At 39.1% G+C, this 14,041-nt stretch carries 13 protein-coding genes; 1 reads left to right on the top strand and 12 read right to left on the bottom strand.

Annotated elements, in window-relative coordinates; genetic code table 11:
• Positions 1-93: 93 nt before the first annotated feature.
• The 5 genes from ABC255_RS06875 to ABC255_RS06855 form a co-directional block, all read right to left on the bottom strand.
• Entirely contained in the window at positions 94-570 is a 477-nt protein-coding gene (locus ABC255_RS06875) for a MaoC/PaaZ C-terminal domain-containing protein (RefSeq protein WP_412998500.1), read from the bottom strand.
• Positions 571-650: 80 nt separating this feature from the next.
• Positions 651-1,589, bottom strand: a complete 939-nt coding sequence (gene mdh / locus ABC255_RS06870; protein WP_335529472.1) for a malate dehydrogenase — start codon at positions 1,587-1,589, stop codon at positions 651-653.
• Between the two features lie 112 nt (positions 1,590-1,701).
• The gene (gene icd, locus ABC255_RS06865) at positions 1,702-2,970 is read right to left on the bottom strand and encodes an NADP-dependent isocitrate dehydrogenase (protein ID WP_412992271.1); all 1,269 of its coding nucleotides are present in this window, start codon (positions 2,968-2,970) and stop codon (positions 1,702-1,704) included.
• Between the two features lie 141 nt (positions 2,971-3,111).
• Positions 3,112-4,230, bottom strand: coding sequence for a citrate synthase (citZ, locus tag ABC255_RS06860; protein WP_412992269.1), 1,119 nt, complete (start codon positions 4,228-4,230; stop codon positions 3,112-3,114).
• A gap of 356 nt (positions 4,231-4,586) precedes the next feature.
• The gene (locus ABC255_RS06855) at positions 4,587-5,048 is read right to left on the bottom strand and encodes a DUF441 domain-containing protein (protein WP_335529458.1); all 462 of its coding nucleotides are present in this window, start codon (positions 5,046-5,048) and stop codon (positions 4,587-4,589) included.
• Positions 5,049-5,154: 106 nt separating this feature from the next.
• Here ABC255_RS06855 and ytvI point away from each other — a divergent pair, with 106 nt between their 5' ends.
• Complete coding sequence (gene ytvI, locus ABC255_RS06850) at positions 5,155-6,270, top strand: sporulation integral membrane protein YtvI (protein WP_412992268.1); 1,116 nt, start codon at positions 5,155-5,157, stop codon at positions 6,268-6,270.
• Positions 6,271-6,429: 159 nt separating this feature from the next.
• Here ytvI and ABC255_RS06845 read toward each other — a convergent pair whose 3' ends face one another.
• From ABC255_RS06845 to ystJ, 7 genes are all read right to left on the bottom strand, one after another.
• A complete protein-coding gene (locus ABC255_RS06845) occupies positions 6,430-6,816 on the bottom strand; it encodes an FxsA family protein (protein WP_412992266.1) in 387 nt (128 codons plus the stop codon).
• An 81-nt stretch (positions 6,817-6,897) separates the two neighbouring features.
• Complete coding sequence (gene pyk / locus ABC255_RS06840; protein ID WP_412992264.1) at positions 6,898-8,661, bottom strand: pyruvate kinase; 1,764 nt, start codon at positions 8,659-8,661, stop codon at positions 6,898-6,900.
• Positions 8,662-8,819: 158 nt separating this feature from the next.
• Positions 8,820-9,779 carry a 6-phosphofructokinase gene (pfkA, locus tag ABC255_RS06835; protein ID WP_335529447.1) on the bottom strand — a complete coding sequence of 320 codons (960 nt, stop codon included), beginning with the start codon at positions 9,777-9,779 and terminating at the stop codon, positions 8,820-8,822.
• 297 nt (positions 9,780-10,076) lie between these two features.
• The gene (gene accA / locus ABC255_RS06830) at positions 10,077-11,051 is read right to left on the bottom strand and encodes an acetyl-CoA carboxylase carboxyl transferase subunit alpha (RefSeq protein WP_412992261.1); all 975 of its coding nucleotides are present in this window, start codon (positions 11,049-11,051) and stop codon (positions 10,077-10,079) included.
• The gene (gene accD / locus ABC255_RS06825) at positions 11,045-11,920 is read right to left on the bottom strand and encodes an acetyl-CoA carboxylase, carboxyltransferase subunit beta (RefSeq protein WP_412992260.1); all 876 of its coding nucleotides are present in this window, start codon (positions 11,918-11,920) and stop codon (positions 11,045-11,047) included. Before accD ends, accA begins: the two co-directional genes overlap by 7 nt.
• Before the next feature lie 200 nt (positions 11,921-12,120).
• Complete coding sequence (locus tag ABC255_RS06820; RefSeq protein ID WP_412992258.1) at positions 12,121-12,744, bottom strand: FadR/GntR family transcriptional regulator; 624 nt, start codon at positions 12,742-12,744, stop codon at positions 12,121-12,123.
• A gap of 7 nt (positions 12,745-12,751) precedes the next feature.
• Positions 12,752-13,990: an NADP-dependent malic enzyme gene (gene ystJ, locus ABC255_RS06815; RefSeq protein WP_335529677.1), complete on the bottom strand. Its 1,239-nt coding sequence runs from the start codon at positions 13,988-13,990 to the stop codon at positions 12,752-12,754.
• Positions 13,991-14,041: the final 51 nt, after the last annotated feature.

The following is a 14,041-nucleotide window of genomic DNA, read 5'->3' as shown; positions in this document are numbered from 1 at the left end:
CCACCTTCCACCATTATAATATAGATAAAAAAGAATACCCACTATCGACCCTTGAAACAAAAAAAAGGAATGTGAGCTACATTCCTTAAGTAATTAAAAATTATCTAACACATTTGCATCCATTCCGCCTAAGCGATGAGGAGGACAAACTTTCAGGTTCCCATTAATCACTACTTCGTCTTTTTCGTTTGTTCCAACCACCGTCATCATCACTGTGTGATCATCATGATTTACTTCGACAACCTCTAGCAGCAACTGAACCGTTGCATAATGATAAACAGGCTTAGGAAATTGGATGTCTTGACTTAAAACATGGCTTCCAGGTCCGGGTAAATACTTTGAAATGGCGGAAGTAATCATGCCCGTCAGCATTATACTTGGAACAATCGGTTTTTTATAAGGTGTTTGGGTTGCGTAATCATGCTGAATAAAGAGTGGATTCGCATCATCGGTTAACCCTAAATACAGAAGAATATCCTTATCTTCCACTTTTTCGGTTAACGCCAGTTTTTCTCCTACTGACATTTCTTTAATTTCTCTGCCTAACTTTCTCTTTTTTCCTAAAAGCATTTCGTTACGCTCCTTTGTAAACGGTTTCATTTATGTAGTAGAAAAAATTCGAGGAAGCTTTTCCCCGAATTTTTAATCATTTACACTAAAACTTTCATTACACTTTGAACGGACTCAACGGATTTGTCTAAAGCCGCTTTTTCTTCAAGAGTTAGTTCAAGCTCAATAACCTTCTCAATTCCTTTTGCACCTAGGATTGTTGGAACTCCAAGATAAATACCCTCGTATCCAAATTCTCCTTCAAGGTAAGCGATGGAAGGAAGAACACGGCGCTGGTCTTTTAAAATTGCTTCACACATTTCAACCAATGACGCTGCTGGAGCATAATAAGCACTGCCGTTTCCTAGAAGGTTGACGATTTCACCGCCACCTTTTCTAGTGCGCTCAACAATGGCTTCTAAACGCTCTTTAGGAATTAATGTTTCTAATGGAATACCGCCAGCATAAGAATAACGAACAAGTGGAACCATATCATCTCCGTGTCCGCCTAAAACAAAGCCGGTAATATCTTTTACAGAAAGATTTAATTCCTGCGCAACGAAAGTACGGAAACGAGCTGTATCTAGTACACCAGATTGGCCAATGACACGGTTCTTAGGGAATCCTGATTCTTTAAATACAGTATACGTCATTGCATCAACTGGATTTGTTAATACAAGTATTATACAGTTTGGAGAATACTTTACGATTTCCTGAGTAACACTTTTCATCACCTTTTGGTTTGTTTGAACTAAATCATCACGGCTCATTCCAGGTTTACGCGCAATACCAGCAGTAATTACGACGATGTCAGAATCACGAGTATCTTCGTAATTGGATGTACCTGTAATGTTTGAATCAAATCCTTGAACTGGACTTGCTTCAAGCATATCTAATGCTTTTCCTTTAGTGGGATTTTCCATTTGAGGGATATCAACGAGAACGACATCGCCTAATTCTTTTTGTGCAAGTAAGAATGCAGTTGTAGCACCAGTGAAACCGCCGCCAATTACGGAAACCTTTTTACGCTTTAATGACATTTTAAACTCTCCCCTTTGAAAGTATTATTGTCGTTATTCGAAAAAAGGGCTGTTCGAAAACAGCCCTGATTTTCCTTGTCAAGTTTCATCGTCTAGGTGCACTAGCTTTCAATTACTCCATGTTCTTAATTAATTCATCACCAAATTCAGATGTTTTAACTTCTGTTGCTCCATCCATTAAACGAGCAAAGTCATATGTTACTACTTTAGAAGCAATCGTTTTTTCAACTGATTTAATGACCATTTTAGCTGCTTCATTCCATCCTAAGTGCTCAAGTAGTAATACACCTGATAGGATTACGGATGAAGGATTTACTTTATCAAGGCCTGCATATTTAGGTGCAGTACCGTGTGTTGCTTCGAAAATCGCATGTCCTGTTTCATAGTTGATGTTCGCTCCAGGAGCAATACCAATTCCGCCAACTTGCGCAGCAAGAGCATCAGAAATGAAGTCTCCGTTTAAGTTCATTGTTGCTACAACATCAAATTCACGTGGACGTGTAAGGATTTGTTGTAAGAAGATATCGGCAATCGCGTCTTTTACGATGATCTTTCCTGCTGCTTCTGCATCAGCTTGTGCTTTGTTTGCTGCTTCAGAACCTTGCTCATCCTTAATGCGGTCATATTGAGCCCATGTAAAGACTTTATCACCAAATTCCTTTTCAGCAAGCTCATAACCCCAGTTTTTGAACGCGCCTTCTGTGAATTTCATGATATTCCCTTTGTGAACAAGTGTAACAGATTTACGACCTTCTTTAATTGCATAATTAATAGCCGCACGTACTAGACGAGTTGTACCTTCTTCAGAAACTGGTTTAATACCAATACCAGATGTTTCTGGGAATCTGATTTTCTTTACACCCATTTCGTTTTGTAGGAAGTCGATTACTTTTTTAACTGCTTCTGAGCCTTTTTCGTATTCGATTCCTGCATAAATATCTTCAGTGTTTTCACGGAAAATAACCATATCAGTATCTTGTGGACGCTTAACAGGAGAAGGAACACCTTCAAACCATCTAACCGGACGCAAGCATACAAATAGATCTAACTCTTGACGAAGTGCAACGTTCAATGAACGAATACCGCCGCCAACAGGAGTTGTTAATGGCCCTTTGATGGCAATCAAATATTCATTGATTACATCAAGAGTTTCTTTTGGAAGCCATTCACCAGTTTGGTTAAAAGCTTTTTCTCCAGCTAGTACTTCTTTCCACACTAATTTACGCTCGCCTTTATAAGCTTTTTCTACTGCTGCATTTAACACTCTCTCGGAAGCTGCCCAGATATCTGGTCCGATACCGTCACCTTCGATAAATGGGATAATTGGATTGTTTGGTACATTTAATACTCCGTTTGTTACTGTGATTTTTTCGCCTTGCATAGTTGTTCTCCCTCCTAGGTATGTATCAATCATTTGTCCCTTTTCGTATTAAAGAGATTGAGTCCAAGGTTAAAGATTTGACTCTTTAACCTTTTCCCACAATCCTATTAGAACAATTTTTTTGAAAAAAGTAAATATTTATTAACCTCTTTGATTAATTGGTACATATGTCTGCATGCCAGGACCTGTATATTCAGCACGCGGACGAATTAATCGGTTGTTATCATATTGTTCTAGAATGTGAGCAAGCCATCCTGAAACCCTGCTTACTGCAAAGATTGGTGTAAATAGATCATGGTCAATGCCTAAGCTATGGTACATGGACGCTGAGTAGAAATCAACGTTTGGCGGTAATTTCTTTTCACCGGTAACAATGCTTTCAATTTTTTCAGACATTTCATACCAATGCGGTTCACCTGTCAACTCCGTTAATTTTTTGGACATAGCTCTCAAATGTTTAGCACGAGGATCGCCTGAACGATAAACGCGGTGACCAAAGCCCATGATTTTTTCTTTCTTCTCAAGTTTTCCACGAACATATGGCTCAACGTTTTCAATTGTACCAATTTCTTTAAGCATTTTCATTACTGCTTCATTTGCACCACCGTGCAATGGTCCTTTAAGCGCTCCGATTGCTGCAGTTACACCAGAATATACATCTGATAAAGTAGCTACACAAACTCTAGCTGTAAAGGTTGAGGCATTAAGTTCATGATCAGCATGTAATACAAGGGCTTTGTCCATTGCATTAACCGCGATTTCATCAGGTTCATTCCCAGTCAACATGTAAAGGAAGTTAGCAGCAAAGCTTAAATCAGTTCTAGGCGCAATTGGTTCAAGACCTTTTCTAACACGTGCAAAAGTTGTGACAATGGCAGGCATTTTTGCTTGAAGGCGAATTGCCTTCTGATAGTTTGACTCTGGATCCATAGTGTCAGCTTCTTCGTCATAAAGACCCAGTAAGGAAACAGCGGAACGTAGTGCAGCCATTGGATGAACCTTTTCAATAGGGTACATCTTAAAGTGCTCAATCACTTGTTGTGGAAGTGCTGCATTTTCTGATAGCTGTTTTTTTAATTCTGCTAATTCAGGCTCAGTTGGTAATTTGCGGTGCCACAATAAATAAATTACTTCTTCAAAGCTCGCATTCTCAGCCAAATCATCGATGTCATAACCAACATAGGTTAACGTATCATCAATGATTGAGCTGATGGAAGAAGTTGTTGCCACTACCCCTTCAAGGCCTCGAGTTACTGTCATAGAAAATCTCTCCTTTTCATTCTAATTTCCCCATTACCCGCCATTTGTTAAAAGAAGTATTTTTATCAGCTGAAACTGTTAATTGGTCACAGCTATGTTGAAAGAAAATCTTCATTTCAAATATGAATGACTAGCGCTCTTTTTAAACAATAACTAGATTGAGCGCTTGCTCGGAAAAAAACCAACAAGCGGAATAACTTTTATTTAATAAAAAGTTACTTTACAAGTAATCTAGCATATATATGTGACTTATGTAAAAAAGGATGCGCTTTCAAGTCCTATTATAAACAATTATCAGATTTTTGTGAATGAAAAGGGGCTGAAAAGTTCAAAAAAAATATTATTTTACAAAAAAGCTAACTAAAAAAATCAATTAATTTCATTGCTGTATAGGCTATTCCTGCGCCAATAAGAGGACCAACAGCCACACCTTTGAAAATGGAAACGGATAGAATAGTCCCTAGAACAAGCGCTGTTGTAATATGCGGATCATTTTGTAAGAGAGATACTCCACCCTTTGCTAGTAAGGCAACAGCCATACCTGAAATAAGAGCTACCCAAGCCAGCGGTGATCTAAAGGCACTAGTCAAATCTTTAAAACCAATTTCCCCAGATGCAATTGGAGCTAAAACTGCTATCGTGATGACCGTAACTCCCCAGTTAATCCCTTTACTCTGTATATAGGCAAAGGACTTTGTTTCAAGCCCGCCTAATTTTAATATAAGTAAAACGACAATCGCAATCAACAATGAGTTATTTTTTGCGATAAGTCCAATGACTAAAAGCAGTAATAAGAACAATAATGGCTGATTAAACATATATTTCCATCCTTCCTTTTCTTCTTACAATATGGAAAATCATGCAGCTTTGTACAAAAAATGTTAAACTAGAGCTAGCTATATGACTGGTTAAGGAGGCAAGTTATTGGATAAAAAGTACCTGTATCGATCCTTTAGATTCTTTTTAGTGATTAGCATTGTGTTTCTCGCACTTTTATCATTTTATTATTTGTCAAAAGTGACCTATCCATTTCTTATCGCCTTAGTAATTGCCTTTTTTATTAACCCAATTGTTAACATTTTTGAAAAAAAACTTCGAATGCCCCGTGGATTAGCTGTTTTTGTGGCATTAATTATCATTTTTGCCTTCGTTGCAGGTTTAGTTACACTTTTAGTAGCTGAATTGGTTTCTGGTGCAAATTATCTTGCTCGGGTTGTTCCTGAGCATTTGGATACCTTAATCGGCTATATTGAGGAGTATATAACTGCTCAAATTATCCCTCTTTATAATCAATTAACAAGCATGTTTAACCAATTAGAGGATGGGCAGCAAAACACAATCATATCTAATATTAAAAACGTTGGCTCTACCATTGGAACAACTGCTGGAAACTTTATTCAAAACCTTTTTGGCAACATACCAGTCATCTTATCATGGTTCCCAAATGCTGCAACTGTATTAATTTTCTCCTTCTTAGCAACCTTTTTTATTAGTAAGGATTGGTACAGACTTTCACGTATTAGCAGTTCCATTTTACCTGAGAGGGCTAAAACAAGTGGTAAAACTGTGTTTGCGGATTTGCAGAAGGCTTTATTTGGTTTTTTAAAGGCTCAACTTACCCTTATCTCTATTACAACTGTTATTATTCTAATTGGGCTGCTTGTACTACGCGTTGATTACGCGATTACCATTGCTTTGATAACAGGTATCGTGGACATTATTCCATACCTTGGTACAGGAGCGGTTTTTGTACCATGGATTATTTATGAGGTCATTGCAGGTGATATCAGTCTTGCAATAGGTTTAGGAGTCCTGTATTTACTGGTAATCGTTCAAAGACAGATTATGGAGCCAAAAATACTATCGTCTAATATCGGTCTTGATCCACTAGCCACACTAATCGCCTTGTTCGTCGGATTTAAATTAGTTGGCTTTCTAGGACTAATTTTAGGTCCTGTGGCTCTCGTCATTATTAACACACTCTACCGTGCTAAAGTTTTCCACGATATCTGGACCTTTATTAAGGGAAAAGAAGTATAATAAGAAAAGCGGAAGCGCCTCGCACAGGGGCGACAGGCATAAGACGAGCCGGCGGGAAGGTTGTTCTTTAACCTTTCTGACGGATTGGCTTATGACCCCGAGCCCCTAGGCGCTGAAGCTAGACAAAAAAACGTCAACCTCCTCAGGAAGTTGACGTTTTTATTTGATAATTTTTATATTTCCATTTTGAATTCTCTTCCGTAAGGTGTTAATCATTAACAATTTAAAAGGTTTTCTAGACGGAGGGAATAACAATAAAAATCCAAATAAATCGGTAATAAATCCAGGTGTTAATAAAAGGGTTCCGCCAATTAGAATACAAATGCCATCTAGGACGGATTCACCTGGAATTTGACCATAGGCTAGCTGTTCCTGCGCTCTTTTTATCGTCTGCAATCCTTCCCTCTTAGCCAAGTACGCACCGACTACGCCTGTAAGAATAATGAAAGTAATGGTTGGCAGAAATCCTATAGTTCTACCTGATAATAGCAGGAATCCGATATCTATTGCGGGTATGACAATAATCAATAAAGCTAAATAACGCATTTTTCTAACTCCTTCAAACAGGCTTTTATCTATTATATACCGAATAAAGAAAAAAAGAAGGGAAATCCCTTCTTTCTCATACTATAATACACTTGCGTGCCCGTTATAAATGACACCTCTTGTGGCATCTACAGTGATTTCTTGACCATCTTTAAATAATTCAAATGCATTTTCCACACCAACAATTACCGGAATACCTAGGTTTAGACCAACTACCGCTGCATGGCTGGTTAACCCACCCTCTTGAGTGATGAGAGCAGCGCATTTTTCAATCGCTGGCATCATATCACGGTCAGAACCAAGCGTAACTAAAATGGAACCTGGCTTTACCTTCTCGATTGCTTCCCCCGCATTATGGGCAATAACCACTTTTCCGAAAGCAGATTTGCGACCGATTCCTTGAGCTCTCGCAATAATATCCCCAACAACATGAATTTTCATTAAGTTCGTTGTACCAGCTTCGCCGACTGGTACACCAGCAGTGATGACAACTAAATCACCATGTTTAACATGACCGCTGTTTACACTTTCCTCAACAGCACTGTCCAGCATTTCATCAGTAGAGCTGCAGATTCTTCCAAGCTTAGGATACACACCCCATACAAGCGCTAAACGGCGGCAAATTTGCTCATTGTACGTAACTGCCACGATTGGTGCCTTTGTACGGTATTTTGATATCATCCTAGCAGTATGACCGCTTTCAGTTGGTGTAACAATTGCATTTACATCAAGATTTAGTGCTGTATGTGCAACAGACTGACCAATGGCGTCTGTAAGATTGTGTTCAGTATTTTTACTGCGTGCTGATAAAATTTCTTTATGATCTAACGCTTGTTCTGCTCTAGAAGCAATATTATGCATGGTTTGTACAGCTTCAACAGGATAAATTCCAGCTGCTGTTTCACCAGATAACATGATAGCGTCTGTACCATCAAAAATTGCATTCGCAACATCACTAGCCTCGGCACGTGTTGGGCGCGGATTACGTTGCATAGAATCAAGCATTTGTGTAGCTGTAATAACTGGCTTACCATGTGTATTACACTTCTTGATTAACATTTTTTGCACGAGTGGTACTTCTTCAGCAGGTATTTCTACACCTAGATCTCCACGGGCGACCATTAAACCGTCAGATATTTCAAGGATTTCATCAATGTTATCGACGCCTTCTTGGTTTTCAATCTTAGGAATAATATGGATGTGTGTAGCTTGCTTTTCCTCTAATAACTGACGGATTTCCATTACGTCGCTTGCGCGGCGTACAAAGGAAGCAGCAATAAAATCAACACCTTGGTCAATACCAAAAATGATATCATTTGTGTCTTTTTCTGTAATACCCGGAAGTTTGACCGATACTCCTGGTACATTGACACCTTTTTTGTTCTTCAATGTCCCACTGTTAAGGATTTTTGTTAGAATTTCATTTTGTGCCTTATCAATATTAAGAACTTCTAGGCCGATTAAACCATCATCTAATAATATTTTAGAGCCCACATGAACATCATCGATTAATCCTGGGTATGTAATTGAAAACTTTTCAGTTGTACCTTCGACTTCAGTCATCGAAACAATAATATTTTCCCCTGATTTAAGTTCAATTGCACCATTTACCATATTATTCGTTCGGATCTCAGGACCTTTTGTATCAAGTAGAATTGCCACAGTCTTCCCTGTTAGTTTAGAAGCCTCACGGATATTTTGGATTCGCTGTCCATGCTCTTCAAAGTCACCATGGGAAAAATTCAAGCGTGCCACATTCATACCGGATTCAATTAATTGGGTAAGTTTTTCTATACTCTCACTTGCCGGGCCAATCGTACAGACGATTTTCGTTTTACGTAACATTCTTTGTTTCCTCCTAAATTAAAAAGCGTAGGGCGCCTGTTTATCGGCGACAAGCGTAAGACAAGCCGGCATGAAGGTTGCTCTTTAACCTTCTTGACGGATTGGCTTATGACTCGAGCCGATGGCGACCGGAGCTAGATTATTATTATAAATACAGATTAGATGGATAATTCTTTTGAAAGTTTAACAAGTTCCAGGTCTAGCACGTGCTTTCTTTCTAATGCTTCAACGATATCATAATCTACCACACGATTACTTTCCATCCCTACAGCACGTCCGCCATTACCTTCGATTAATAATTCAACTGCTCTTGCACCTAAACGGCTCGCGAGTACCCTGTCGGCTGCAGTTGGCGAACCACCGCGTTGAATATGCCCAAGTACAGATACTCTAGTGTCAAAGTTAGTAGCTTCTTGTAACTGCTTGGCAAATTCATTGCCGCCGCAAACTCCTTCAGCAACAATGATGATACTATGCTTCTTACCGCGTTCTTGACCTTTCCTGAGCCTTTCTGCAATTTCAGCCATATCGTAGCCTTCTTCAGGAATAAGGATGGTTTCTGCACCGCCTGCAAGACCAGCATACAAAGCGATATCACCAGCGTCCCTGCCCATTACTTCAATCACAAAGGTTCTTTCATGTGATGTAGCCGTATCTCGAATTTTATCCAAGGCGTCAATAACAGTATTTAATGCTGTATCAAATCCAATTGTTAGTTCGGTACCAGGAATATCATTATCGATTGTACCAGGTACACCTACACATGGATATCCTTGCTGAGTCAAAGCTCTTGCACCACGATAAGAACCATCGCCGCCTATAACAACAAGTCCTTCAATACCATGTGCTTTTAACTGTTCAATTCCCTTTTGCTGTCCCTCTGGTGTTTTAAATTCTGGACAGCGTGCAGTTTGCAGCATGGTCCCTCCGCGATGAATAATATCACCTACAGAGCCAAGTTCAAGTTTTTTTATTTTTCCAGAGATCAGTCCGGTGTATCCACCATATATTCCATACACCTCAACGTTGTGATATATTGCCTTTCGAACTACAGCCCGAATCGCTGGATTCATTCCTGGTGAGTCTCCACCGCTTGTTAATACACCAATTTTTTTCATTTCTACCACCTCATGTGATTTACTAAAATATGTATATCTAAATAGAAGTTATCTTTATACGTGTACTTCATTTATTATGAACTAAAAAGCCGGTAATATTTATAAAATACCACTAAAGAGACCCCTATAACAACTCAATCATATTAGTAAATTTAATAGACGGAATAGTTTGCAAACTGAAACCGCTTAACTAAGAAATGGAAACGCAAACATTTACACTTATTGGATAATTTTTGACATAAATGTGAAAAAAGAAATAAGTGCTCAAAATACAAAAACGTGCTCTTAGAGCACGTTTTAAATATTAATATAATCCTTTAAAAATGAGTATTCGCCAATCGTTCTGAATCGATTATAGCGATCGGCAACAAGCTCCTCTTCGGAGAGTTCTAAAAGTTCCTTTAAGGATTTCTTCAAGAAGTTGTCAATTGCTTCTGCTTGACCTTTAACGTCTTTATGTGCTCCGCCCTTAATTTCTGGGATAATATCATCGATGATGCCCAGTTCCTTCAGGTCTGGTGCTGTTATTTTCATGGACTCCGCCGCCTTCTTTGCAAGTGCAGAATCCTTCCATAATATTGCAGCTGCACCTTCTGGTGAAATAACAGAGTAAGTGGAATTCTCGAGCATGTACATGCGGTTGCCCACTCCTAATGCGAGCGCACCACCACTTCCTCCCTCACCAATAACGATGCAAATAACAGGGACCTTAAGACCGGCCATTTCAAATAGGTTACGGGCAATGGCTTCACTTTGTCCCCGCTCTTCTGCAGCTTTTCCTGGGTAGGCACCTTTTGTATCAATAAAACAAATGATAGGACGATTAAATTTATCGGCCTGCTTCATTAAACGAAGTGCTTTTCTATAGCCTTCAGGATGTGGCATTCCAAAGTTCCTGCGGATATTTTCTTTTGTGTCTTTTCCTCTTTGATGACCAATGACGGTCACTGGAAGCCCTCGAAACCTAGCAACACCGCCGACAATAGCTTCATCGTCACCAAATGTTCTGTCTCCATGACATTCAAAGAAGCCAGCAAATAGATTGGAGATATAATCTAAGGTAGTTGGTCTATTTGGATGTCTGGCAATTTGAACACGGTCCCATGGCTTTATATTGTTATAAATATCTTTTTCAAGTTTTTCAAGTCGTAATTCTAATTTTTCAATTTCAGATGATAAGTCCACATCTGCAGTTTTGGTAAACTCTTTAAGTTCGGCAATTTTGTTTCTTAATTGCACGATTGGGCGTTCAAATTCTAATTCCCCTACCATTCGAGCTCACCTCCAGGTTGATGAATTTCGAGTAAGTTTGTAATTTTATCAATTAACTCAGGACGAGAAATGATTGCGTCCAGCTGGCCATGCTTTAATAGAAACTCCGCTGTTTGAAAGTCTTCAGGCAGTTCCTCACGAATGGATTGTTCGATGACTCTACGCCCCGCAAAACCGATTAATGCGCCTGGTTCTGCAAAGTTATAGTCACCCAATGACGCGAAGCTTGCAGAAACACCGCCAGTTGTCGGGTGGGTCATAATTGAAATAATAAGTCCGCCATTTTCACTAAATCTCTTTAACGCTACACTCGTTTTGGCCATTTGCATTAAGCTAAGAACACCTTCTTGCATTCTAGCGCCGCCAGAAGCAGTAAAAATAATAAATGGTACCGACATTTCATCCGCTTTTTCAATTGCACGGGTTATTTTTTCACCTACAACAGAGCCCATACTTCCCATTCTAAAAGTAGAATCCATAATCGCTAATACAACTTTATTTCCGTTAACACTACCGCAGCCTGTTACCACGGCCTCATTAATCTTCGTTTTTTGACGGTCTTTTTCTACTTTTTCCAGGTAATCTGGGAAGTTTAATGGGTTCTCTGAAACCATGTTCTCATCTATTTCAATGAAGCTTTCTTCATCTAAAAAGCTGATGATGCGCTCTTTTGCGTTCATGGCAAAGTGATATCCACAATGTAGACATACCTTCAAATTTTTATTTAGTTCTTTCGTATACATTATCGTCTTACATGATGGACATTTAGTCATGATTCCTTCAGGTACATCACTTTTCGCAGCCTCAGTAGGAATCGTTGCGTATTTTTTCTTTTTTACCGTATTTTTTGTAAAAAGGTCTTTAAGCAATTTGTCCAAACCTCCCTTGTTCGAAAAATCTGCCAAACGGCAAGTTTTTATCATTCTTTATTTGAAGTCTTGCCTTAAATAAAGACAATTCAAACCTAACCTCGATAATTGGTCAGACCACCCAAAAACTAAAAATGCCCACATCCAATTGGGCTTGATTGCTTGTCTATCACTATAAAGGAAAAATACTTCAAAATCTGTTAGTATTTGTCGGTTAAAATAGACAAATTTCTTAATTGGCGATAAGTAGCTAATGTTTTTTCCTGATCTTTTTCAACCAAGGCTTCGATTAACATTAAATAGCTATCACGATTGTATCCTTCGTTTTTTAAACTCAATGAATGGTGATAGTCCTTTAATATTAACCATATTCTTGAGAACAGATAATTGTCTGCTAGTTCAATAAGTTGATAAAAAAATTGATCATCATTTAATTGATTGGTTTCAACCAAGCTTTTTAGCTTTACTAACTGCCTTTCATCAGCTCGATTTAGAACTAACCGAAGAAGATCCATTTCTATTAGGTTCTTTGTTTCAATAACGTCTAACTTTGCCTTTTCATCCTGAAGAATAAAGGTCCCAAGCAGCTGTACAAGCTGATTTCCCCGAAAATCGCGGATAAAGGTGCCTTCACCGCGTCTCGTTTCGATTAGGCCTAACAGTTCTAATGCTCTTAACGCTTCCCGAACGGAAGAGCGCCCGACATTCAGGCGCTCTGATAATTCCCGTTCAGATGGGATTTTATCTCCAGATTTCAAATTATCTGCAGCTATCATCTCTCTTAGCTGTTTCACAATCTCAAGATATACTTTAGTATTCGTCACTTAACAATCACTCACTTTTACCTATGATAGCGAGCCTAATTGTTTTTTCTTTTACATCTTCAGGGTCAACCTTAATACGTGCAACACCTGTTTCCATGGCTGCTTTTGCTACCGCAGCAGCAACAGCCGGAGCAACACGAGGATCAAATGGTGCAGGGATGACATAATCCTCATTTAGTTCAGATTCATTTATTAAACTGGCTATCGCCTCAACAGCTGCCACTTTCATTGCCTCGTTTATGTGGGTCGCACGGACATCTAGGGCGCCACGGAAAATTCCAGGAAAGGCTAGGACATTATTTACCTGGTTTGGAAAATCAGATCTACCAGTTCCCACCACTCTTGCTCCCGCCTCTTTTGCTACCAGTGGCATAATTTCTGGATTAGGGTTTGCCATAGCAAAAATGATTGCATCTTTGTTCATTGAAGCAACCATTTCTTTTGTTAGAGCACCTTCAACCGATACGCCAATAAATACATCAGCGCCTTTTATTACATCTGCAAGGCTTCCAGTTAGATTATCACGATTTGTGAATTTTGCAACCTCTGCCTTGATGTCATTCATACCTTGCGGGCGACCTTCGTAGATTGCCCCCTTCGTGTCACACATAACAATATCTCGAACCCCATAGCTGTGTAATAATTTTATAATGGCAATTCCAGCTGCTCCAGCACCATTTGCCACCACTTTGATTTCAGTGATCTTTTTGTCAATCAGCTTAAGAGCGTTAACAAGACCAGCTGCTGTAACAATAGCAGTACCATGTTGATCGTCATGGAAAACAGGAATATTCGCTTCTTTTTTCAATCGTTCCTCAATGACAAAGCAATTTGGTGCAGCGATATCTTCAAGATTCACGCCACCAAATGTTGGCTCGAGCAACTTAACGGTTTCAATAATTTTTTCGACATCAGTTGTGTTCAAACAAATTGGGAAGGCATCGACGCCGGCAAAGCTCTTGAATAAGACTGCTTTCCCTTCCATTACTGGAAGTGCAGCTTCCGGTCCAATATTTCCAAGACCCAAGACTGCTGTACCATCTGTTACTACAGCAACCATATTGCCCTTCATTGTGTAATCATAAACAGTTTCTGGCTTCTCATAAATATCTTTACACGGTTCAGCTACACCTGGAGAATACGCTAAACTTAAATCCTTGGCATTTCTTACTGCTACTTTTGATTTTGTCTCAAGCTTTCCCTTATTAATTCGATGCATATGTAGTGCTTCTTCCCGTAATGTCAAGATATGTCACCCCTTCAATTAGTACAAAAAGATATCGTTAAATACAATGAA

It is taken from the genome of Neobacillus canaveralius (assembly GCF_047237705.1).
Taxonomy (GTDB): Bacteria; Bacillota; Bacilli; order Bacillales; family Cytobacillaceae; genus Neobacillus; species Neobacillus niacini_K.
The sequence above is the reverse complement of the archived record's forward strand: the minus strand, read 5'-3'. Positions and strand labels throughout refer to the sequence as shown.